26 protein-coding genes are annotated in these 22823 nt (G+C 58.0%); 11 read left to right on the top strand and 15 right to left on the bottom strand.

Annotation, left to right across the window (positions count from 1 at the left end):
• The 7 genes from B7444_RS06615 to B7444_RS06645 form a co-directional block, all read right to left on the bottom strand.
• Positions 1-903: a hypothetical protein gene (locus B7444_RS06615; protein WP_007281717.1), complete on the bottom strand. Its 903-nt coding sequence runs from the start codon at positions 901-903 to the stop codon at positions 1-3.
• An 81-nt stretch (positions 904-984) separates the two neighbouring features.
• Complete coding sequence (locus tag B7444_RS06620) at positions 985-1341, bottom strand: thiol-disulfide oxidoreductase DCC family protein (protein ID WP_007281718.1); 357 nt, start codon at positions 1339-1341, stop codon at positions 985-987.
• 1 nt (position 1342) lies between these two features.
• Positions 1343-2041, bottom strand: coding sequence for an SIMPL domain-containing protein (locus tag B7444_RS06625; RefSeq protein ID WP_007281719.1), 699 nt, complete (start codon positions 2039-2041; stop codon positions 1343-1345).
• Positions 2038-2394 (bottom strand): hypothetical protein, encoded by a 357-nt coding sequence (locus B7444_RS06630; RefSeq protein WP_007281720.1) that lies wholly within the window; start codon positions 2392-2394, stop codon positions 2038-2040. Before B7444_RS06630 ends, B7444_RS06625 begins: the two co-directional genes overlap by 4 nt.
• A gap of 58 nt (positions 2395-2452) precedes the next feature.
• Positions 2453-3865: a sensor histidine kinase gene (locus B7444_RS06635; protein WP_007281721.1), complete on the bottom strand. Its 1413-nt coding sequence runs from the start codon at positions 3863-3865 to the stop codon at positions 2453-2455.
• Between the two features lie 3 nt (positions 3866-3868).
• Positions 3869-4549, bottom strand: a complete 681-nt coding sequence (locus B7444_RS06640) for a winged helix-turn-helix domain-containing protein (protein WP_007281722.1) — start codon at positions 4547-4549, stop codon at positions 3869-3871.
• Positions 4550-4639: 90 nt separating this feature from the next.
• Complete coding sequence (locus tag B7444_RS06645) at positions 4640-5887, bottom strand: S1C family serine protease (protein WP_007281723.1); 1248 nt, start codon at positions 5885-5887, stop codon at positions 4640-4642.
• 148 nt (positions 5888-6035) lie between these two features.
• Between B7444_RS06645 and B7444_RS06650 the strand changes: the two genes are divergently transcribed.
• Together B7444_RS06650 and B7444_RS06655 are read left to right on the top strand one after the other, a co-directional pair.
• Positions 6036-6515: a DoxX family protein gene (locus tag B7444_RS06650; protein WP_007281724.1), complete on the top strand. Its 480-nt coding sequence runs from the start codon at positions 6036-6038 to the stop codon at positions 6513-6515.
• 63 nt (positions 6516-6578) lie between these two features.
• Positions 6579-7622, top strand: a complete 1044-nt coding sequence (locus B7444_RS06655) for a nucleoside hydrolase (RefSeq protein WP_007281725.1) — start codon at positions 6579-6581, stop codon at positions 7620-7622.
• Here B7444_RS06655 and hrpB read toward each other — a convergent pair.
• The 6 genes from hrpB to B7444_RS06685 form a co-directional block, all read right to left on the bottom strand.
• Complete coding sequence (gene hrpB / locus B7444_RS06660) at positions 7619-10105, bottom strand: ATP-dependent helicase HrpB (RefSeq protein ID WP_186810550.1); 2487 nt, start codon at positions 10103-10105, stop codon at positions 7619-7621. The genes B7444_RS06655 and hrpB overlap by 4 nt on opposite strands.
• Positions 10106-10148: 43 nt before the next feature.
• Positions 10149-10964 (bottom strand): NADPH-dependent oxidoreductase, encoded by an 816-nt coding sequence (locus tag B7444_RS06665; RefSeq protein WP_007281727.1) that lies wholly within the window; start codon positions 10962-10964, stop codon positions 10149-10151.
• A gap of 9 nt (positions 10965-10973) precedes the next feature.
• On the bottom strand, positions 10974-11513 hold the full coding sequence (locus B7444_RS06670; RefSeq protein ID WP_016737873.1) for an adenine phosphoribosyltransferase: 540 nt from the start codon (positions 11511-11513) through the stop codon (positions 10974-10976).
• A gap of 65 nt (positions 11514-11578) precedes the next feature.
• Positions 11579-11929, bottom strand: coding sequence for a response regulator (locus B7444_RS06675; protein WP_007281729.1), 351 nt, complete (start codon positions 11927-11929; stop codon positions 11579-11581).
• Positions 11930-11944: 15 nt separating this feature from the next.
• Positions 11945-13198: a multidrug effflux MFS transporter gene (locus B7444_RS06680; RefSeq protein ID WP_007281730.1), complete on the bottom strand. Its 1254-nt coding sequence runs from the start codon at positions 13196-13198 to the stop codon at positions 11945-11947.
• Positions 13199-13304: 106 nt separating this feature from the next.
• Positions 13305-13997 carry a TVP38/TMEM64 family protein gene (locus B7444_RS06685; protein WP_007281731.1) on the bottom strand — a complete coding sequence of 231 codons (693 nt, stop codon included), beginning with the start codon at positions 13995-13997 and terminating at the stop codon, positions 13305-13307.
• Between the two features lie 122 nt (positions 13998-14119).
• Here B7444_RS06685 and B7444_RS06690 point away from each other — a divergent pair, with 122 nt between their 5' ends.
• The 3 genes from B7444_RS06690 to B7444_RS06700 all read left to right on the top strand — a co-directional run bounded on the left by B7444_RS06690 (position 14120) and on the right by B7444_RS06700 (position 15725).
• Positions 14120-14923 carry a PadR family transcriptional regulator gene (locus B7444_RS06690; protein WP_035729413.1) on the top strand — a complete coding sequence of 268 codons (804 nt, stop codon included), beginning with the start codon at positions 14120-14122 and terminating at the stop codon, positions 14921-14923.
• A 41-nt stretch (positions 14924-14964) separates the two neighbouring features.
• Positions 14965-15342, top strand: a complete 378-nt coding sequence (locus B7444_RS06695) for a hypothetical protein (protein ID WP_035729417.1) — start codon at positions 14965-14967, stop codon at positions 15340-15342.
• Between the two features lie 89 nt (positions 15343-15431).
• Positions 15432-15725, top strand: coding sequence for a putative quinol monooxygenase (locus tag B7444_RS06700; protein ID WP_007281734.1), 294 nt, complete (start codon positions 15432-15434; stop codon positions 15723-15725).
• A gap of 22 nt (positions 15726-15747) precedes the next feature.
• On the opposite strand, the gene B7444_RS06705 is transcribed toward B7444_RS06700, so the two are convergent.
• On the bottom strand, positions 15748-16314 hold the full coding sequence (locus B7444_RS06705) for an NUDIX domain-containing protein (protein WP_007281735.1): 567 nt from the start codon (positions 16312-16314) through the stop codon (positions 15748-15750).
• 49 nt (positions 16315-16363) lie between these two features.
• Here B7444_RS06705 and dinB point away from each other — a divergent pair, with 49 nt between their 5' ends.
• The 4 genes from dinB to B7444_RS06725 all read left to right on the top strand — a co-directional run bounded on the left by dinB (position 16364) and on the right by B7444_RS06725 (position 19994).
• Positions 16364-17503 carry a DNA polymerase IV gene (dinB, locus tag B7444_RS06710; protein WP_007281736.1) on the top strand — a complete coding sequence of 380 codons (1140 nt, stop codon included), beginning with the start codon at positions 16364-16366 and terminating at the stop codon, positions 17501-17503.
• A 66-nt stretch (positions 17504-17569) separates the two neighbouring features.
• Positions 17570-18055: a DUF2501 domain-containing protein gene (locus B7444_RS06715; protein ID WP_007281737.1), complete on the top strand. Its 486-nt coding sequence runs from the start codon at positions 17570-17572 to the stop codon at positions 18053-18055.
• Positions 18056-18208: 153 nt separating this feature from the next.
• On the top strand, positions 18209-19405 hold the full coding sequence (locus B7444_RS06720; RefSeq protein ID WP_007281738.1) for an MFS transporter: 1197 nt from the start codon (positions 18209-18211) through the stop codon (positions 19403-19405).
• Between the two features lie 34 nt (positions 19406-19439).
• Positions 19440-19994 carry an LOG family protein gene (locus B7444_RS06725; protein WP_016737876.1) on the top strand — a complete coding sequence of 185 codons (555 nt, stop codon included), beginning with the start codon at positions 19440-19442 and terminating at the stop codon, positions 19992-19994.
• A 4-nt stretch (positions 19995-19998) separates the two neighbouring features.
• Here B7444_RS06725 and B7444_RS06730 read toward each other — a convergent pair whose 3' ends face one another.
• Complete coding sequence (locus B7444_RS06730; protein WP_029495729.1) at positions 19999-20469, bottom strand: GAF domain-containing protein; 471 nt, start codon at positions 20467-20469, stop codon at positions 19999-20001.
• 61 nt (positions 20470-20530) lie between these two features.
• Between B7444_RS06730 and B7444_RS06735 the strand changes: the two genes are divergently transcribed.
• Together B7444_RS06735 and B7444_RS06740 are read left to right on the top strand one after the other, a co-directional pair.
• A complete protein-coding gene (locus B7444_RS06735; protein ID WP_007281741.1) occupies positions 20531-21175 on the top strand; it encodes a glutathione S-transferase family protein in 645 nt (214 codons plus the stop codon).
• Positions 21176-21306: 131 nt separating this feature from the next.
• Complete coding sequence (locus B7444_RS06740; protein WP_035729420.1) at positions 21307-22782, top strand: mannitol dehydrogenase family protein; 1476 nt, start codon at positions 21307-21309, stop codon at positions 22780-22782.
• Positions 22783-22823: the final 41 nt, after the last annotated feature.

Consider the following 22823-nt stretch of genomic DNA (forward strand, 5'->3'; position numbering starts at 1 on the left):
TCAGGGGTGTAGACTGGCGGTAACGTCCGAGGCGATTTTCCGTGTCTCGGACCGGCCGTCTTCTGCCCGGTCATCCGTATAGAACTCGCGCACCACCGCATCATCCAGATCCGTCATGGCGAACTCACCTGACTGCGGCTTTCTGTGCGTCACGAAGCTGCCAAGGATTGTCTCGGATGTATCGTAGTCCTTGAGCTGAGGGTTGGTAAGCGCGATCATCGAGACATACTCGAACAGGGATAGCCAGGAGACACCTTCCATTTTGGAGAGGTCCACGGTGATGGCCATGTACTTGATTTCTTCGCGCCGGATCGACCCCAGAAAAGACGTCATCGGGATTTCGCCGATATACAGCGCTGTTGCCCTCCCTCCACCAAAGCGTGGGGGCAAATTCCCATTCAGAAGATGCGTTCCAGTCTGCCCGTTGTACTCAATCCCGACATCAGAAAACCAGCGAACAGGATAATCCTGCCGGATCGCATGCCTGACGTCTGAGGGAGGGAGACGAAAATTGTCTGCAAAAGCTGCCGAAACGTCGATCCCCTGCATCAGATAGGGATCTCGCTCCAGAATATGATTGATCAGATCGTCTTCATGGGTCGTGGCCAGAATGAAGAGCTGCGGGATCGGGCAATGCGCTTTGACCGGAATCCCGTATCGCGCAAAGCGGTCTTCCAGATGAGCCTCGAACTGCTTTTCTACATCTTCAGGGAAGCCCACAAACTGCGGGCATACCATCTGGTTCCACCGGGCAATCTGGCGGTCTGCCCTTGGCTGGACGATTTCTTCAACCGCATGATTGGTCTGGTCGGACGTATATCCTTTCACGACCAGACGCTCCTGCGCCTGAGCACCAAAACTGATAGCGCAGAAAAGGGCCGCCGCAGAAAGCCAGACCCGCATGAAACATCCCCTTCTGGTGAATCATGTCAAAATATGTCTGTAAATTTCTATCAGCAAAACAGTTCTGAATGGAAACAGAATTTACCGCTCGATTTTCCGCACAATGCGCTGAAGGACAGGCCGCGCTTTCAGGAAATGGCCGTAAAGAAATTCCAACCCCTTAAGGACCGGCGGGAACCGTGCAATTTCGCCAAGGGGCCTCAGAACCAGGATCGCGCGCCACATCGCCGCAAAAGCCGCAGCACCATCATACATGCGGTCCCCTTCTCTCGCATGGAAACGTCCCAGAAGTTTACGCCGATCCAGCGGACAGTCTGCTGTCTCGCTGGTCGCATCAATGAACTGGATGTTTCCGCGCCGGTCCAGCCGGCGCATCAGGGCAATTTCCTTCTGGCACAAGGGGCAGCTTCCATCGTGCCAGACGGTCAGCCGTGTCACGTCAGGGGGCCAGCTCGGCCTGCACGTTGACTGTCACGCGCAGGGTCTGCTCCTGCGGTGTGCCCTGTGGAGGCGTAAAGGAATCTGCTGAAGCACGCGCAGCCATCAGCATCACAGGGCGTGGGCCTGGCTCCATGGATGAGACCCGGATCTGCTTCAAACGCGCCACATGCAACCCGAGAGTTTTCGCGCTCTCTTCGGCTTCCTTGCGAACTTTCTGAAGGGCCTGCATGCGGGCCTGACCCAGCAGCACTTCACGGGTTTCAGAATCCAGAGACCAGTCCAGACCATCCATCATCAGACCATGGCTTTGCAACTTGCCGGACAGATCCAGAAGCGGCACGGCGTCCTTGCCACTCAGGCTAAGATCCTGACGGGCCGTCCAGCGTGTCGGACCATGTTCCGGCGTCTGATCAGACAGTGAATAGCTACCCGCCTGCGCCTCAATACCCGTCTGACCAGAAGCCATCTTCATCGCATCGGCCATATGAGCGTTCAGGGTCTTCTGGGCCTCGGTCGCAGACGAACTGTCTGCGCGTCCAAAAAGATGGACAGTCAGAAGCGTGGGTGCCGCGTGGGCTTCTCCCGTGACGGTGAAATCCAGCTCTGTCCCATTCGACGCATCATCGGCACGAGCCTGACAGAAGGCGGCCAGAGACAAAACGGCCAGAGGGGTAGCTAGACGGAATAAACGCTTCATGAGTGCTCCTGACTGTGTTCAAGGAGAACCAACGCACGACGAAGCCTTGCGATCCCGGCCCGAAGATGACGGTGCCTGCAGAGCGTGTCTCCTTCCGTCCGCAGACGACGCGCATCATCCATTGCCCCAACGGGGATACCGTGTGGCGTGGCCAGAAGATGATCCACGCTCTGGGTCAACTGAGTACAGTATTCCGCACTGTCAGACGTCACGGAGATGGTTCCGTCCTCTTTCCCTGCAACGGGTTTGACAGGCGCCAGCTGAGCCGGGCCATGCGTCGCCGGAGCGGCCGCCAGGCTTCCCATGAGGCCAAGACCCAGAAGACAGACAGAAGTAGGAGACAGAAGGCGCATCTCGCCTTCTTTAGGCTTTCTCACCTAAGCCACGCGTGAGGGGGGCATGAAACTTCCGTCATGCTGGCAGTGTGCCTTTTTTCTGAATGACGGGGAGAAGCAGCGTTACGCGTAGCCCCGGATGACCATTGGCCAGTTCCATTGTTCCTCCATGGAGATGCACGACGGCCTGAACCAGAGACAACCCTAGCCCCGCTCCTGGTGTATTGCGGGCTGCCTCCGCCCGGAAAAAGCGTTCCGATGCGCGAGCCATGTCCTGCTCATCCATCCCGGGGCCCTGATCCGCCACGGTGATTGAAACCTTGTCGTTCTGTGTGGCTGCGGAAAGGGTAATGGCGGTGTTGATAGGAGCAAACTTGATCGCATTATCCAGCAGATTGGCAACAGCCTGCTGCAGGAGATGAGGGTCTCCATTCACAGGAGCAAGCTGACCAACCTTGAGATCAAGTTTCAGCCCGGCTTCTTCCATGGAGGCTTCATAAAGTTCGGTCAGGCCTTCCAGAAGCGGCTTCATATCCAGAACCGTAAACGCCGCGCGCCGCGCGCCCGCTTCAAGCTGGGCAATCCGGAGCAATGCCTCGAAAATGGATGTCACCCGATCCAGATCCAGCACAGCTCGGTCAATCGCTGCACGGAGTTCCTCTTCGGATGTTGAGGTCAGGCTCGCATCTTCCAGCCGTGCACGCGCACGGGCAATGGGCGTCCGCAAATCGTGGGCAATAGCATTCGAAACCTGCCTGACACCATCCATGAGGCGATTGATACGCTCCAGCATGGTATTAACCGTCTGCGCTACGAGATCGGTTTCATTGCCTGTCAGTGGAATGCGGCGGCTGAGATCGCCTTGGGCCACAGCAGATGTCGTACGGGCAATGGAATGCACGACCTGCCGGAAAATCCGCCGGATTGCCAGTGTCCCGCCAGCTGCCAGCAGCGACACCATAACCCACGCCCAGATGAGCGTATCGGTCAGAACATGCCGGACAACCTGACGCCCCCGGACATCCCGGCCAACGATCAGGCGGAACCCTTCCGACAACGGGTAAGCATGCATCTTGGCTTGCGTTCGAAAGCCATCCCGGCGAATGGCAAGTTCATAGAACTCATCCATCTGCGTGATGACAACAGGCCAGCCCGGTAGGTTGCCCGCATATTTCCGACCGTCCGGCCCAACGAGAAGGTAAAGTTCGTCGTCCTCGACGTTCTGATCCAGCCGATCCTGAATGGCGAGGGCCAGAGCAGCGGGGCCGCCATGAACCCACCGTTGGGCCAGATCATGGGCGTCCACCTGAACGGCGGCTTCGACCTGGCGATCGAGCTGGCCCGTGGTGTTCCACCAAATAAAGGACAGAAACACGCCCGCTGAAATGATGAACACCAGCCCGTAAGCGAGCGCAAAGTTCAATCCGGCAGACCGGATCGGCCAGCGCAGACGCTTTCCCAGCCGCCTGATCCCACGCCAGATCTTCACGGATCAGTCCGCGCGCAGGATGTAGCCGGCGTTCCGGATGGTGTGGATGAGTGGGGTGGCAAACGGCTTGTCCACCTTCTGGCGAAGGCGGGAAACATGCACGTCGATCACGTTGGTCTGTGGATCAAAGTGATAATCCCACACGCGCTCCAGCAGCATGGTGCGGGTCACAACCTGCCCGGCGTGGCGGATCAAAAATTCCAGCAGACGAAATTCACGGGGCTGAAGATCGATCTTTTCATTGCCCCGCTTCACCGTCCGGGACAGCAGGTCCATTTCCAGATCCCCGACCGTCAGACGCGTCTGGGGAGCAGATTCCGGGCGCCCACGGCGGCCAAGAGCTTCCACACGGGCCAGCAGTTCAGAGAACGCAAACGGCTTCGTCATGTAATCGTCGCCACCAGCCTTCAGACCGGCAACCCGTTCATCAACGTCCGCCAGTGCGGAAAGCAGCAGGACGGGCGTGGCGTTCTTCTGGCCGCGCAGCGTTTCCAGAATACGCAGACCATCAATGCCGCCCGGCAACATGCGATCCAGGATCACGACGTCATAATTCTCACTGACCGCCAGAAACAGACCGTCCTTGCCATTATCCGCTTCATCAACGACATGCCCCGCCTCGCGCAACCCCTTGAGAACAAAGGCGCGGACTGTGGAATCGTCCTCGACAAGCAGGATACGCATGGGTGTTACTCTCTTCTTTCGGGACGGCTGGACGCAGTGTCAGGGCTGCAGAATACCGGCTTGTTTCCGTGGGTCAAAGTGAAGCGTTGTTCAGTTATCCGCATTCTTGGGACGCGGCCCAATATGAACAGGGAGTGTCACGTCCTGATCGCCACGGCGGACGCCGAAATTCAGCACCATTCCTGGCTTGGCCGCTGCAATGCTACGAAGCAGCATACGAGCACTGATCACCGGCGTTCCATCCACCTGACGGACAATATCACCACGCCGCAGACCGCTTTTCTGAGCCGGCCCACCATTATCGACGCCTGCAATACCGACATTCGTATCACTGTCATCCAGCGTGATCCCGAGCCAGCCGTGTTCGGCATGACCAGTGGCTTCGATTTCCGCGACAATGGGTGCCACGATTTCGGACGGGATACCAAAGCCAATCCCGACCGAGCCGCCTGCCGGTGTTACAATCGCCGCATTCACAGCCACGACCTGTCCGCGCATGTTGAAGGCAGGGCCACCGGAATTACCCGGATTGATTGGCGCATCGAGCTGAATGAAATCATCCAGCGAGCCTATCCCAAGATCACGGCCGACGGCTGAAACGATACCCGCCGTAACGGAAGACCCGAAGCCAAACGGATTCCCCGCCACGAGAATCCAGTCTCCGATATCGGTCTGCCGGCTGTCGCCCCATGTGACGTGCGGAAGTGGCTCGGGACTGTCCACCTTGATGACGGCAATATCCGTCAGTGGATCAGCTCCCAGCAGACGGGCTGGCATTTCGTGGCCGTTGGAGAGGGACACGACCACCTTGTCAGCACCGCCGACAACGTGACGGTTCGTGACGATGATGCCTGTCGCATCCACAATGAAGCCAGAGCCCGCGCCGACCATCTCATCCTGCTGACGCTTCATGCGATCATGATAGCGCTTTTCCAGCGGTGTTCCCTTGATTTGCGGGGGAACATGGTCATGGCCGTCGGGACTGTTCTGGGTAATGGCGATATTGACGACAGCCGGAATGACCTGTCGGACGAGCGGCGCAAAACTCAGGGGACCATATTTGACCAGAAGCGGCGGAAGAGCAGGCGCTGCGGCGGGGACCGGAGGCTGCGTCGGGATTCCGTGTGAGTCCGTGCTTTCCCCGGCCAGAGTACCATCAGAAACAACGGGCGGCAGAGATTTGGCCACGGGCTGCTGAACCGTTGAAGGAGAGGCCTGCCGTGAGGGTGAAGAAATGCGTGAACTGCTGTCATGCGCGCGCCATGCGAGCATGAGCCCCACTGTTACGACAGTCGCTGTCCCTGCCCCGATTACTGCGGCCTGAAGAGAGCGATTCATAGGAAACAGGTCACGAACATCGTCATATTTCAGCTGCTAACACAAAATAGCCGAAGCTCCTAAAAGAAGCGCTACACGGGCGTTTTTTGACCTTTGGGACGGCCCCCGTACCTTTCTTTTATGCCATTTATGGAAATCATATCATTCCATGATTTCTATTTTTCGTTCATTTGGCATCACTTATCTTTCCGGCAGTTCTTCTCCTCTGAAAGATGCTCCCATGTTTGCTTCCCTTCTTCCCCGCGATGCTCTCCTTCTTTCCGGACGCCTGCTGATGGCTGTGCTTTTCCTTGTCATGGGCTGGGGGAAACTGGCTGATTTTCAGTCTGCCGTTTCCTACATGGTGCAGACAGGCGCACCCCTTCCCACTCTGTCTGCCGTACTCGCCATTGTCGTAGAATTAGGCGCGGGACTTGCGCTGATCGCGGGTGTTTTGGTGGAACCGGTTGCGATTATTCTCGCTGTTTATACAGTTATTACAGGGCTGATCGGCCACCATTTCTGGACCATGTCCGGAATGCTCCGCTACGACATGATGATCCATTTTTATAAAAACATCAGCATTGCCGGTGGTCTTCTGATCCTTGCCCCTGCCGGAGCTGGACGCTTCGCCCTTCGACTGCGCTGAACGCTTGCAGCAGACAGGTCATTCCTGGATAGTAACGGCTAATCCAATCCGCAAGGATCCGCCATGCGCCTCTCCCGCCGCTCCCTGCTTGCTCACTCTGTTGGACTGGCGTCTCTTGCGGCCTTGCCGATACAGGTTCAGGCACAGGCGCCCGGCCGCAAGATCATTCTGGATACCGATCCGGGGGTCGACGATGCCATGGCACTTCTACTGCTCCATGCCACGCCTGGTATTTCAATCGTGGGGATCACTACAGCGGCAGGCAATGGCCTAATCGAAACCACGACACACAATGCCCTGTATCTGGCAGACAGGTTCGGCATAACCGCTCCTGTCGCAAAAGGTCAGGGGACGTCCCTGGATGGCGTAACGTCCTCACCACCCGTCACCATTCATGGGCGGAACGCACTGGGTGACATCCCTCTTCCCGCAATACGGAAAAAGCTCGATCCCCGTCCCGCCCACGACCTGATGATCGATGTTGTACGGGCCAACCCTCACGAGATCACGCTGGTTGCGACAGGGCATATGACCAATCTGGCGCTCGCCCTGCGGAAAGCGCCGGAGATTGCCGGACTGGTTCGGGAAGTCGTGCTTATGGGCGGCGCGTTCGGGTATCATGGAGCGCGAGGGAACGTCACACCGGCCGCAGAGGCCAATTTCCATGGCGACCCCCGCGCCGCAGACGAAATCTGTGTCGCAGGTTGGCCCCTCACGATCGTCGGGCTGGATGTCACGACGCAAACCATCATGACGGATGCATATTTCACAGATCTGCGCCAGCATGGCGGGAAATCGGGGCAGTTCCTGTGGGACATCACCCGCGTTTACATGACTTTCCATCATGGGCTCGGTCTGAACGGCATTTACGTCAATGACGCCTCAGCTGCCGCCTATGTCATCGCCCCGGAACTGTTCGAAACACAGAAAGGATCGGTACGGGTTGCCACGGAAAGCGTAGCTTTGGGAGAATCTATCCTGAAAGCTGATGGACGCGTCTATTCGACGGGCGACTGGGATCATCGCCCTTCCGTTCAGGTCTGTACGGACGTGAACGCCGAAGCGGTTAGGACCCTCTTCCGTAACGCCGTCCTGCGAATAGGCTAACGCTTTGGCCTGGGCTTCGGTGGCTCAGCAGTCGCCGGATCTTCCGGCCAGTCATGTCGAGGATAACGGCCGCGCATGTCTTTGCGCATATCGGACCAGCTTCCTTTCCAGAAGCCTGCCAGATCGGCCGTGATCGCCTGCGGGCGACCAGCTGGCGACAGAAGCGCACATTGAAGCGCGACCTGACCATCAGCCAGCACAGGCGTTGTGGCTGTTCCGTAAAAAGCCTGCGCACGAGCGGAGACTGTTGGAATCGCGCCGGTGTAATCAATATCGTGGGTGCTGGCTTTCAGCGTCAAACGGGGCGGTAATTTTCGATCCAACGCTGACAGATCAGCGTAGTCCAGTTGCGCACGCAGAATGGACAGAAGATCCAACGCCTTGACCTGCGTCAGGCGGTCACACCCCGCCAGATAGGGTTCGAGCCATTCCAGACTTTGAGCCAGAGCCTCCACGGACAGATCCGGCAAATGTGGTGCATAGGTTGCCCGGGCATAGGCGACGCGCGCCTGAAACTGCTGGATCGCGTCGGACCATTCGAGGGCTCTGGGCAGATCAGACTGGATCTGCTGGAGCAGGAGAATCTGCGCTTCCTCGGGCGTCACCTCTGTATTGCGGTCTCGCAGGATCAACGCGCCCAGACGAAGTCTGCGTCTGGCAATGATGCGTCCGGAGGCACCATCCAGACTGGTCTCCACCTGTTCAGTCGTCCGATCCAGCAGCGTCTGGGGGAGGTTTTCTGCATCCAGAGGCGCGGCCAGCGTGATTTCCGTGGACGTCCGGGTGTGGAAGGCAGCGGCAGCCAGCAGCTTTTCCCGCGCCAGACCATCATTGGCCGAGATCCGCGCGCTTCCTCCGCCTGCAAGACGAAAGCGCCCCAGTTCGCCAGCGGCCTGCGCCACACGGTCTGGAAAACCGGCCGCCAGTAGGGGGCCGGCGTGCGAAGGCATCGGGCTGAGGGGCAGTTCTTTCCCGCCCATCCGGCGCAGGAAGCGCTTGGCGGACTGGCGCATGTGAAACAGGCTGGCGCGATCGGCACGGGGGTCATCGCGTTCGAAAAGAGCCAGACGCGTGCGGATGTCCGCTCCAGCCGAGGCACCTGCGGGTGTGTTCGGTCTTGGGCGAAGCGGATCGCGCTCTTCCAGAAGCGCGGCAAGGCAGGCGCCGGTAACACGTTCCGGAATCGTCTTTGCCGCACAGAGCATGGCGGCAAGGCGCGGATGGGTTCCCAATCCGGCCATCCGTTTTCCAAGGGGTGTGATGTGCCCTGCGACGTCGATGCCCCCGAGCTCACGGAGCAGTTCGCGGCCACCCTTCAGAACCCCGGCAGGCGGTGCATCCAAAAGAGACAGAGCATCAGGGGACGTTCCCATAACGTCCTGCCAGGCAGCGGTCACAAGGGCAAAATCCGTGAGGTCCGCGACAAGGATTTCAGGCGCATCCTGTGGACGGAGCGCACGCTGCGTGACTTCAGACCAGAGCCGGATCGCGATACCGGGCGACTGTCGGCCTGCACGTCCCGCCCGTTGGGTTGCCGTCGCACGGGAGATCTTCAGGGTTTCCAGACGGGATAGGCCAGTGTTCGGGTCCAGACGGGGCGCACGTCGAAGGCCCCCATCCACGACAATCCTGACGCCCGAAACCGTCACGGATGTTTCCGCAATTGACGTTGCCAGCACGACGCGACGGACGCTGGATGGCGCAATGGCACGGTCCTGATCTTCCGTTGTCTGCTCGCCGTGAAGTGGGAAAACAGGCACAGAGTCCCCAAGCAGCGCCAGCGTCCGGCGAATCTCACCAACACCCGGCAGGAAGGCGAGAATATCGCCTTCTTCTTCCGACCAGGCCTGTCGGATCGCTCGGGCACAGGCCTCCGGCAGATCTCTGGGGTGCGAAATGTCGCGGGTATGCCGAACATCAATCGGATACTGCCGCCCTTCGCTCTCTATAAGTGGGGCATTCATCAGTGTTGTAAAAGCGCGACCATCCGGCGTTGCGGACATCGCCAGAATACGAAGATCAGGCCGCAGTTCGCGCTGAAGATCAAGGCAGAAAGCCAGCGCTGCATCCAGATCCAGAGACCGTTCATGAACTTCATCGAACAGAACGGCCCCGACACTATCCAATGTCGGGTCCGCCAGAAGGCGGCGAACCAGTAACCCTTCCGTCACGACTTCGATACGTGTTCTGCTGGAAACAGCAGAATCCGTGCGGGTTCGAAAGCCGACGGTTTCGCCGGGACGTTCGCCGAGTGTGCTGGCCATCCGGGACGCGGCACCACGCACGGCAACACGACGCGGTTCGACAAGAATGATTTTCTGCCCGGCAAGCCATGGCGCATCGAGCAGCGCCAAAGGAGTCAGGGTCGTTTTACCGGCACCCGGCGGGGCAACAAGAACAGCATTGGGCTGCTGTTCAAGAACGCTCAGCAGATTTGGAAGAATGGCCGTGACCGGGAGGTCCGGAGAAAAAAACGCGCTCAGGACTGAACTCCCGTGAAAGACAGATGGATAGCCAGAGAACCGGTTATTTCAATGCAAAGCCCATCCGGTTCAGAACGTCTTTCATGACGTGTCGCCCGCTCAGACCGCGATAGCTGTCCACGCGGGCCGCAACAGTCTCGGACCATGCACGGGACGGGAGGCCCTGTTCCTGCTGGTAGGCATCGGCAACGTGATCGTAAGCGGCAATGCCTTCCGGCTCCTGCGTCACGTCATACCGTTCCCGATGGACAACCACATCCTGACCAAGACGGGGTTTGTACCCGTTCTGGTAGGCAGGATCTGGACGACCGACACACATGCCCACAACCGCGACCGTTTTCGGAGGAAGGTTCAACAGTTTGGCGACGTCTTCCGGATGGTTCCGCAGACCGCCGATATAGACAGTGCCGAGCCCCATGGACTCAAAAGCCGTCACGGCATTCTGGGCAGCGATACCGACATCCAGCGTGCTCATGAGGAATATCTCCTCATAGTCCAGCGCTTCACTACCCTTTCCAGCACGCTCTGCAATCCGCTCCAGACGGGCCAGATCGACGATCCAGGCCAGAAACAGAGGCGCGACTTCAATGTGCTTCTGATTGCCACTGAGTTCGGCCAGCTTCGCGCGCGTCTCGGGATTTTCAACCGCGACGACGGACCAGACCTGAAGGTTGCTGGACGTCGCCGCCGAGGAGGCTGCCGCGATTCCGGCTTCCAGTGTGCCGGAAGGCAGCGCATCCGGAAGATAGGCCCGGACGGAATGGTGTTTCAGAAGGGTTTCAAGAACCGGATTGTCCGGCAGGTCTTTCGGGGCATCAGTGCGATAACGGGTCTGCCACAGGGAAGAAATGCCGGACATGGGGGTTCCTCAGTCTTCGTAGGTAATGAGTGCGTTCAGCGGAACATCCAGTTTGTCACGTCCCTTGAGACCTGCAAGCTCGATCAGCACGCTGGCGCCCACAACTTCTGCACCAACCTTACGCAACAGGTCGATGGACGCCGCCAGCGTGCCGCCTGTAGCCAGAAGGTCATCGAGAACGACAACGCGCTGGCCCGGCTTGATGGCGTCTGCCTGAATGTGCAGTTCATCTTCGCCGTATTCGAGGCCATATTTCAGGGAAATCGTCTTGCCCGGCAGCTTGCCCGGCTTGCGAAGCATCGTGAAGCCACAGCCGAGGCGCTGCGCCAGCGGAGCGGCCGTCAGGAAGCCACGGCTTTCGATTCCGGCCAGAAGATCAGGCTGCCATGCGGAAATGATACGGGCCAGCCGGCCTGTTGCGACCTGCCAGGCTTCAGCAGAACGGATCAGCGTGGAGATGTCGTAGAACAGGATCCCCGGCTTCGGGAAATCCGGAACCTCACTGATATAGTCCTTGAGGTTAAGCGGCTGGGGTTCCTTGAACGACATGACGGCACTGCTTTCTTCTGGGCATGACAAACAGCGCGCCATGTAGGGGACTCTTCCCCTTCAACTCAAGCCCGGATTGCGTTCCGGGCCTGATCAATGGCTTCCAGAAGGGCATTTCTGCGAAACGGCTTTGGCAGAACAGCCACGCTTTCGCCCATCAACTGGCCTTCCTCAAAGTCACCGGACATGAGCACGACAGCCAGCAAGGCATTCTGTTCCCGCAGTTTCCGGGCGAGCAGCAGACCATTCAGAACGCCGGGTAAATTATAGTCCGTCACCAGAAGGTCGGCCGTCCCGTCCCACGCCAAGGCAGCTTCCGCGTCCTCAACCTGATGAACGTCCCAGCCTTCACGCTGCAGAACCGTTTTCACCACGAGGGCCACGGCCACATCATCTTCAACCAGTAGAACCTGCATCGCTCTCAACTCCCATCAGAGCGCTGAAGGGGGAAGCTTTGGCCTCAGCAGGGCAAAGAATGTTGCCGCACAGAAGGCAAAGACCAGAAAGCCTGCGAACGGAACAGCCGTCCCCGCAGGCATCAGCCCGAACAGCGCACTGGCCACCGCTCCGAACAGGTATTGCATTGTTCCTGCCAGCGCAGAGGCCGAACCTGCACGTTCGGACTGTTCGGACAGAATGCCAACCATGGAATTGGGTCCAATGATGCCTGTTGGCGCCATTGTGATGACCAGCGCAATGATGAGTGGCCACAGGAAGAACGGCCGGAGTTGTCCCCCAGACGTCAGATCCACCGCGGAAATCACGGCGAGAGCCAGGAACAGTACACTTCCCGTCACACTGATACCGAGCGCACTGAAAAGCATGTGGGTTGTACTGACCTTGCCCACCACAAGCCCGTTGATAGCGGATGCACCGATCATGCAAATCGCAAACAGACCGAACAGCATGCCGTAATGGAACGGCGACATGCCGAAGCGCTCTTCAAACAGCGTAGGTGCGGCCGTCAGATACGTGAAGGTCACGAAACCAAGGAAACTCCAAACAAGGCCATTCGTGATGAAGCTGCGGGTACGCAGAATGTAAATATACCGCTCGATGATGGAGAGCGGCCGCATGTCTCGCCGGTCCTGCGCGGGCAGGGTTTCTGGAAAGACGGTCAGAAGCATGACGGTACAGATTGCCCCATAAATGGCCGTCGCCCAGAAGATGGCGCGCCAGTCCACAAATTTCAGGGCGAAACCACCCAGCATCGGTGCCAGAATCGGTACCACACCCTGAACGACAATCAGGCGGGACATCAGCTTCGAGGCCGCATCGCCCTCCGTCAGATCGCGCAGACAGGCGTTGGGCACGACCAGCCCGGCGGATGCCATAAGCGCAGAAAAGACCCGCCAGATGCACATGACGGTCATGTTCGGGGCCAAAGCACAGCCGACCTCACCGATCGTATAGCCGATCATGCCAATCAGAAGCGGCAGTCGACGGCCAAACCGGTCAGAAATCGGGCCAATGCTGATCTGACCAATTGCCAGACCAATGACCCACGCAGCCATCGTGATACTGCCAGAGCCGGGAGCAGAATGAAGCTGGCGTTCCATTTCGGGGAGGGCTGGCAGGTAAATATCCGTGGAAACCGGGCCTACAGCCGTAAAAATACCCAGCATGAGCGGCAACCATCCTGGGATGGAGTCTCCACGCCGGAACGCCATACTCTGTTCTGTCATTCGTTTCTGCCTGTGAAAAGCGATGTTCAGAAAATGTAGAGAGAACCTGTTTCTCGCGAACGGATAGAACTGGCCAATCGTTCAGAATTCTGCGCTTTCTGAACGCTTATTCATCTGCATGTCGCAGGAGCATCGCCCCAAGAGCGCCAGAGACCACAAACAGTCCCCCGGCAAGACCAAGCTGGACCACATGACCAATCCGGGTTCCCGCCCCCACAAGAACAAACACGAGGTTCTGGGGCAGGCCGCCGAGAAGAGTGGCCAACGCAAAGGCCGGTACTGAAAGTTCAAAAAGTCCCGCAGCCATGGACACCAGCAACGCAGACCCGACAGGCATGAGCCGAAGGGTCAGAACTGCGCGGAACGGCTTGCGATGTAGCGTTCTTGCCAGCGCTGCATAATTCTTTTGCAGTCGATCATGCAACCTCTGGCGGAATTTTATGGGTGAAAGTGCCCGTGCCCAGCCATATGCCGCGATTGCCCCCATCATATACGCCAGGGAACACAACCCCAGACCGCCCCAGACTCCAAAGGCCAGACCCGCCGCAATACAAAGCGCCTGCCTGGGCAGGCCACACGCGCAATACGGCACCGCCAGCAACAGAAACCAGAGCGGAGCATACGGCGTCTCGTGCCAGTGGGGTGCATTCTCCAGCAAACGATGGATCACAGGCAGGCGCTGCAACAGGGCTACGAACACCAGCATGGCCCCAATGGTCAGGGCAGCGCGCCACGGCACGAGCTGACGGAACGTGCGTCGCAATCCGGGATCAGGAGGGGTGGAGATCGGGCTACCCATCTCCGCCGGATACCAGCGGAAACGGCCCGCGGCTATGGCGCCGCCAGAATTTGAAAAAGAATCTCTTGAAGATATATCTTAAGATATCATATCGTACGACATATCGAATGAAAGAAAACAGAATGTTCAAACATGATACTCACCGTGCAGAGCGCGGTTTCTCCAAGTTCTCCCGGGGTTTCGGCTTCGGTAGACACACGCATCACGGAGGCAGAAAAATCCGTGGCGAAACAACAGCCAGTGACGAAGAAAAAATGCGCGGTCGCCCGGAGTCCAGTGAAGAACGCTCCCGCCAGGGACATGAAGACCGACGCTTCGGCGGACGGGGTGGACGAGGCTTTTTCGGCGGCCGTGGCTCACGGGGTGGCGGTGGCCGCTTTGGCGGAGGATTCGGCGATGAAGCCTTTGGCCGTGGTCGCAAGCTGACAGCGGAAGAGCTTCAGGTTGTGATTGAGGCCCTGCTGCACGACCAGCCTGCCCATGGTTACGAGCTGATCCGGCGCCTTGAAGAGCATTCAGGCGGTTTTTACAAGCCAAGCCCCGGCGTCATTTACCCATCCCTCACCTATCTTGAAGAAGCTGGTCTGACGGCCGTTACACAGGACGGTAATCGCAAGCTCTACAGCCTGACGGATGAGGGTCGTGCGCATTACGAAGCCAATCGGGAACAGGCGACTCGTATTCTCGAGGTTCTGGCCCGGATCGGCGCCCGGATGTCGGAAGTCCGGGATGCATTCAGCGGTGTGAATGACCTCGATCCGAGTCTGGGACAGGACTTTCATGAAGCGCGTCTGGCTCTGAAAATGGCCCTGAAGTCCCGTCGTGGGGCGAGTGGAGACGAACTTCGTCGCATCGTGACGATCCTGCACCGGGCTGCTGACGAAATCAGCGGTAAAGCCGACGCCGAAAAGCCTTCAGAAAACTGAGGCCCCTTCGTCTGCCTGATCAGATGCCTTAAGGGGTGGTCATGATTGTTCAGGACTACCCCTACTTCTGCAACATGCCAGACGACATGCAGTACTACCGGCCGGATGTCTTTCCGCCCGGTTTTATTGAAAAATCCATGGTTTTTGTGCTGCCGGACAGGCTGAAGAAATTCCGGCGCAATCTCTGGCACGTCCGCCGCAACCCCGGCGAGGATGCGGTTTACATGCCGCTCTTCCGGGTGGACTGCATCCTGAAAGCGGACCCACCCCCCGCAGGGCTACAGGGGCCGCTGGACGTGTATCCATTCTATACCCGCACCACGAAAACCCGCAGCCGTGAACTGGACTATTATGTCCTGTTCATTTTCCGCGAAAAACTCTCGTTCATGCGCTGTCAGGAGCTGATCGAAAAAGGTTGAACGCGTCTAGTCTTGAAGGATGAACGCAGGCGGCTCATTGAGGAGGCGTGCCCACAGGCGCCTCACTCATTTGAAGCGGATCCAGATCCATGCCGAAATCCCTGTACGCTACGATGAAAGCCCTCCCCGGCTACCGCGAAAAAGTCCGTGACCTTCTCGTCGGCCTGGCCGCAGATGTCCGGGCAGAACCGGGATGTGAGCGGTTTGTCGTTCACACACTGGCAGACAACCCGGACGTCTTTCACGTCGAGGAAACCTACCGCGACGAAGACGCCTTCAAGGCTCATATGGGGACCGAGCATGGCCGCGTCTTCAATCAGGCCATCAAGACGCTGGTTGAAGGCGGCGGCTCGACGGTCGTGTTCCTTGATCCCGTGATCTGAAGCCGGTTTTCAGACCGGGTTTTCAAATCAGGCCCTTCGCGCGAATCAGCGCGAAGGCCGCCAGGGACACCATGCATTTGAGCTCGCCCCGAGCGATCAGAGCTTCGAACTCCGCCAGCGTCATATCCTGTGTGGTGATGTCCTGCTCGGTTTCTTCCAGCTCTGTCTCGCCCCGAGTGAGATTGGACGCCAGAAAGACATGGCCTTTCTGGTTGGAATAGCCTGCACCCTGATACATCGTTCCCGCGTGGATCATCTCGCCAGCACGCAGGCCGGTTTCTTCCCTGAGTTCACCCAGAGCCAGCTCCACGGGATCGACGTTCTCTTTCGTCTCCCACATGCCCATCGGCAGTTCGAGCAAACGTTCCCCGACAGGATAGCGAAACTGCTGGATCAGCGTGATGCGGCCATCGGCGTGCATGGGCAGGATCACGACGAACTCTCCCCGCTCAACAATGCCGTACAGGCCCTTTTTGCCGTTGGGATGAATGATGATGTCTTCACGCACAGCCGTCCATGGATTGCTGTAGGCAAGACGGGTCGAAACGGTCTGGAAGCCGGCGGCGCGGCGGGCGTCTTCGATGCTCATGGGCTGATCCGATCTTGTTTCGTTCCTGTTGATCGGCGACACTATGGGGATGGAGTCCCGCCGGATCGTGCATATCGACATGGACGCTTTTTACGCGTCTGTCGAACAGCGAGATAACCCGTCCCTGCGAGGTCGCCCCCTTGCGGTCGGGCGAGGCGAAGCGCGTGGCGTTGTTGCGGCCGCCAGTTATGAGGCGCGCCCTTTCGGCGTGCGCTCGGCCATGCCGTCCCTGACGGCGAAGCGGCTCTGTCCGGATCTGGTTTTCGTACCGGCACGCTTTGACGTTTACCGTACCGTTTCCGCCCAGATCCATGAAATCTTTGCCCGCTACACGCCACTCATTCAGCCGCTGTCGCTTGATGAAGCCTATCTTGATCTGACGGATTATCTGGGCGCGTATGGATCAGCGACTTTGGTTGCCGAAAGTATCCGTACAGACATCCGCAAGGAAACCGGGCTAACCGCCTCAGCAGGCGTGTCTTACAACCGGTTTTTAGCCAAACTGGCCTCCGATTACCGCAAACCTGACGGACTGTTCGTGATTACACCGCGGATGGGGCCAGACTTCGTGGCTGGTCTGGCAGTAGACCAATTTCATGGCATCGGTCCCGCAACTGCCCGAAAAATGCGGGCCCTGGGCATCGAAACGGGAGCTGATCTAAGGAAGCTGGACCTCCCGACCCTGACGCGATATTTCGGAAAATCGGCCCTGTTCTATCATGGAATCTCACGCGGCATTGATGAGCGGCCTGTTGTGGTCAATCGTGAACGCAAGTCTCTGGGTACGGAACAGACCTATCTGAGCGACCTGAAGGACGAGAACGCAGCCCGTACGGCCCTCGGACTGATTGCTACCAAGCTCTGGCTGCAGGCCCAGCGGAAACAGATCACGGGCCGAACAGTCACACTCAAGGTCAAATACGCAGATTTCCGGCAGATTACCCGTGCTCGCACCCTGCCTGCGTCCGTAAATTCCGAAGCTGTTCTGGCTGACGTAGGACAGTCACTGTTCACACCCCTCTTCCCACTTACCCCGGGCGTGCGCCTGCTGGGGCTGACGATGTCCAGCCTTGCAGGAACGGACGACGCCCTTCCTGACTCCACTCCCCAAATGCAGCTTCTGTTTGAACAGCCTCAGAATGAGGTCATCAAAAATCCTGAGGTTTTTCGCTCACTTTCCCTGTTTTGAGCGTTGTTAGAACGCAAAAGGGGCCTGTCCGCGCTCCTTGGCTGTTCTTACAGGAGTTGAAAATTCATGGTTCCGTTCCGTCTGCCTGCTCTTCTCTCCGCTGGCGCGCTGGCGACGATCGCCGCCCTGTCTCTTGGAGGGTGTGCCTCTGAAACATCCGCAGCCCAGAACCCGGAAACGCAGGCCGCCGCTACGGCTGCTGCAACAGCAGCTGCACAGAGCACCGCTTCTCAGCTAACAGGTGGTCTCACGGGGGCTCTGGGTCTTCCGAACCTGTCTTCAACGTCCACCGGCAATCTGGCCGGCGTGCTGAACTACTGCGTGACGAACAATCTCACGTCAGGCGGGGCAGCCTCAGGCCTCCTGTCCACGGCGAGTCAGCAGCCGGGCCTGACCGGAAGTTCGGATTACAGTGCAGGTCAGCAGGGCATTCTTCAGGCTATCAGCAACCAGACCAGCACATCGCAGCAGTATTCCCTGTCCTCTCTGGCTGAGCCCCTCCGCCGGAAAGTCTGCTCTACGGTCTCCAGCCGCCTGCAAGGCATGCTTTAAGACGCACATCCTGCGGGTAGAGACGCCTGCAGAATCACATCATGTTGTTTTTTGGACCTAAGGGGTCCATTGACCGTGACGAATGGTCCAGACTGTTTTATGTCGGACGTAATGTAACCATTTGGTTACTTAACAGAACAGGAGATTGAAGACATGAGTGCGGAAGAAACGCCGGTGAGTTCACCGACGAAGCGAGTTCTTACCGTCGTCCTCTTCAATCTTCTGGTCTACATTGTCATCGGTCTTCCCAATGCCGTCCTGACGATCTTCGTGCATCATACTCTCGGCTACAGCACGGCAATCGCAGGCATGGCATTTTCCCTGCAGTATCTGGCAACGTTTGCCGCCCGCCCCTCTGCGGGACGACTGGTAGATAGTATCGGCCCCAAGCCCGTTGTTCTTGGTGGTCTGGTAACCTGTTTCATTTCAGGTGTTCTCATGTTCGGCGCGGGATGGGCAGGCGAAACTCCCGCTCTTTCGCTGGGAATTCTGCTTCTGAGCCGTCTGTTCCTCGGCTGGGCCGAGAGTTGGGCGGCCACCGGTGTGATTGTATGGAACATCCGTCGCGCGGGGGCCGAGAACACAGCGATTGCCATTTCCTGGAACGGAATCTGTTCCTACGGTGGCATTGCGCTGGGCGCACCAATCGGGGCCAAGCTGTCCCTGCTGCCGCATCCCTATGGCGGGATCGTCTCGGTTGGCATCCTGTCCGCCATCCTGCCGCTGATTGGTCTGGCGCTGATCGGATTCTACAAGGGGGTGAAGCCCGTGGCCACGACGGAGAAGCCAATTCCGTTCAGCCGCGCCCTGCGTCTGGTTCTGCCGCATGGTATGGCACTTGCCGCCGGTTCCATTGGATTCGGGGCCATCTCGTCCTTCCTCGCGCTTTATTATGCCGTTCTGCACTGGGAAGGTGCGGCAACAGCCTTATCCGTGTTTGGCATCGTCTTCGTTGTTATCCGCTTTTTCTTCGCCTCTCAGATTGCCCGACGTGGTGGCGTGTTCGTGGCCATTGTCTCGCTGCTTATTGAGGCGGCAGGACTGGCCTGTCTGGCGATTTTCACGTCTCAGGGTGCCGCTCTTATCGGTGCTGCTCTAACGGGTGCCGGCTTCTCGCTGCTCTTCCCGGCACTGGGCGTTTTGGCCGTTAACAGTGCTGGACCGCAGAACCGTGGCGCGGCACTGGGCGCCTATTCGATCTTCATTGATCTTGCGATTGCATGTTCAGGCCTTGTGCTCGGGCAGGTCATCGAGTTTGCTGGCTACAAGACCATGTTCGGCACGACTGCGGTGTGCTGTCTGGTCGGTGTGCTCATCAGCCGTTCGCTCAGAGGGAAGCCTGCCGTCTGAGCGTTCTGCCCGCTTGTTACAGGATCTGCCTTCCATGACCATCCGCTCCTGCGCTGTCTTCTGCGGCTCCCGCTTCGGCAACTCCCCTGTCTATGCAGAAGGTGCATCCGAACTTGGAAAAGCTCTGGCGCAGAACGGTATCAAGCTGATTTACGGGGGCGGCCATGTCGGTTTGATGGGGACGGTGGCTGATGCAGCCCTGAACGCCGGCGGGGAGGTCATCGGTGTCATTCCCGGCTTCCTGCACGACCGGGAAGTCATGCATAAGGGCGTCACGGAGCTTGAAGTGACCCCCAACATGCATAGCCGCAAGGCCCGCATGTTCGAGCTGTCTGATGCGTATGCCATCATTCCCGGCGGATTCGGCACGTTCGATGAACTGATGGAAATCCTGACCTGGAAGCAGCTCGGCCTGCATCAGGACCCGATCTACATCGTCAATATCGGCGGCTGGGCGAAATCTCTTGTCCGCACCCTGACCGATGCCGTCGAACAGGGTTTTGCGTCTTCGAACACGCTTTCACTTTTCACCGTTGTGGAAGACGTTCCCGAACTGATGAGCCATCTGCGCGAAAACGTCCCGGCTTGAGAGATCAGGCTGTCAGCGTCTTTTCGAGGGCGCTGACGATCTTTTCCAGCAGGATACGGTCGGCATCCTGAAAACGGTCCTTGATCGGGCTGTCGATATCCAAAACCCCCACAAGTGCACCATTTTTGAGAACCGGGATTACGATTTCGGATGCTGACGCGGCATCACAGGCAATATGTCCGGGAAAGGCGTGCACATCCGGGACCACAAGCGTAGTCTTCTGTTGAGCGACTGTCCCGCAGACACCTTTCCCAGGCGGAATACGCGTGCAGGCCAACCGCCCCTGAAATGGCCCGAGCACGAGCTGATCTTCCTTCCAGAGATAAAAACCTGACCAGTTGATGTCCGGCAATGCTTCAAACAGCAAGGCCGCGATGTTGGCCATATTGGCAATCATGTCCGTTTCCGCAGACACGACGGATTCCACGGTTGGCAGAAGATCTTCCACGGTCAGACGATGGATAGGCGCACTCACGCTGGACTCTCCTGAATCATAAAAAGGAACGCAGACCATAGAGCCGTTGCACTGATCCGTCATGATCAGCAGACTACAGCTCTTTCACACGCAGGAGCAGATCATGACCAGACGCCTTTATGGAATTCCGCTTTCCGGTCATGTGCATCGTGTCAGGCTGTTCCTGTCTGTTCTGAAGCTGGACTACGACTTCGTTGAGGCCAGCATGCAGTCTCCGGAAGTTCTGCGCCTCAATCCCCTGGGACAGATTCCCGTTTTTGAAGATGGGGGCATCATTCTCACAGATAGCAATGCCATCCTCGTGTATCTGGCTAAAACCTATGCACCTGACAGTCACTGGCTGCCAGAGGACCCGCTGGGTGCAGCGCATGTCCAGAAATGGTTTTCGATTGCGGCCGGGGAGTTGCGCTATGGCCCGGCAATAGCGAGAGCTGCAACAATCTGGAAGCGCCCGGAGGAGATTGCTCCCGCACAGGCCAAAGCTGGAAAGCTCCTTCCTTTCATGGAAAGCGAACTGGCCAACCGGTCTTTTCTGGCAGGCAACCAACCGACGCTCGCGGATCTGTCCTGTTACGCTTATACGGCCCGTGCTCCTGAAGGAGGAATTTCTCTTCAGCCTTATCCCAATATTCGCAAATGGCTTGACAATGTGGAAGCACTTCCGGGGTTTGTTTCGATGCCGCACGCACCTGAAGGTGGCATTTGAGTAGTATTTATTTTCAAATCATTCTCGCAAGATAGAGAGAATTATTAGAAAAAATTTATATTCAATAAAAAGAGTTTCCTCATCACTTCATCTTCTTAAAAGAGGTGGGCCTTTCGTTCGGAAGAACCATCATGAAACTGACTTCGGAAACTCTGGCTCATCTTCCAGAGACCATTCTTACCTCCCCCTATGATCGCCAGAAGGTGACTGCGGGGATTGCCCATCTCAGTGTCGGCAATTTCCATCGTGCGCATCAGGCCGTCTATACGGATCGCGCCCTGGCCCTTCCCGGTCAGGAAAGCTGGGGCATTGTTGGCATCGGCCTGATGGACGTGCCTTCCGAAGTGCAGAAAGCCGAGGCTCTTCAGGCTCAAAACGGTCTTTATACGCTTCGGGAATGCCCGGCTGGCCGAGCTGATGTCGTCCGGGTCGTGAAGTCTCTCGTAGAATATATTCACGCGCCCGCAGACCGTGCAGCAGCGCTGAAGCGCCTGACCGATCCGGCCATTCGCATCGTCACCATGACGATTACGGAAGGTGGTTATTACATGGATGAGGCCGGCCACTTCATGACCGATCACCCCGCCATCACCGATGATCTCAAGCGCGATGTGCCGGAAACCGTCTTCGGTATTCTGACAGAATCCCTACGCCTGAGGCGCGAGGCAGGCGTGAATGCCTTCACGATCCTGTCCTGTGACAACGTTCCCTCCAATGGCGAGATAGCCCGTCGCGCAGTTCTGTCCTTTGCACGTCTGAAAGACGACGAACTGGCAGACTGGATTTCACGCAATGTCGCCTTCCCGTCCTGCATGGTGGATCGCATCACGCCTGCTGTCGGTCCGGCAGACATCGAGCGCCTTGATCGGGAAAGCGGCATTGAAGACCGCGCGCCCCTCTTCTGCGAAGACTTCATTCAGTGGGTCGTGGAAGACAAGTTTCCGGAAGGTCGCCCGGCATGGGAGGAAACTGGAGTCCTCTTCACGGATGACGTTGAGCCTTACGAGCAGGTAAAGCTCCGGATGCTCAACGCCTCTCACTCCATGCTGGCCCTTCCGGCCGTGCTGATGGGGTATCGCTTCGTCAGTGAAGCCATGGAGGACGAGAACCTCTTCCGCCTGTTGCAGCAGTTCCTCGGCTTCGATTCCGAACCGCAGCTCAACGCCCCGCCGGGGATGAGCCTGCCGGAATATGGCGCTCTCCTGTTGCAGCGTTTCCGCAACAAGGCCGTCAGTGACCAACTTCTGCGAATTGCCTCTGACAGCACATCAAAGCTGCCCGTCTTTGTGCGCCCAACAGCAGAGACCGTTGTGCAAGACAATGGCGACATGCGCCGCATTGCCTTCCTGTTGGCCTGCTACTGCACTTATCTCGGCGGGTTTGATGACAAGGGAACGGAATTCCCGGTCACGGAGCCTCGTCTCAGCAAAGAAGACCGCGCGCTGGCTGGCTCTTCGGACCCTGCCAAGGCGCTTGATATGAGTGTGTTCGCAGGCTGGGGCCTGACGGACAATCCGGAGTTCGTGCGCCTCTTCGTTGAAATGCGCATCAGCCTTCAGGATCGTAGAACAGCAGCGACGCTGGTAGACGTCATTTCTCCACGCTGAACAGGATCTGGCCTGTTGCCTGATATCCTGGCAGCAGGTCA

Origin of the sequence: Gluconobacter thailandicus F149-1 = NBRC 100600, from assembly GCF_000964465.1 — a bacterium.
Lineage (GTDB): Bacteria > Pseudomonadota > Alphaproteobacteria > Acetobacterales > Acetobacteraceae > Gluconobacter > Gluconobacter thailandicus.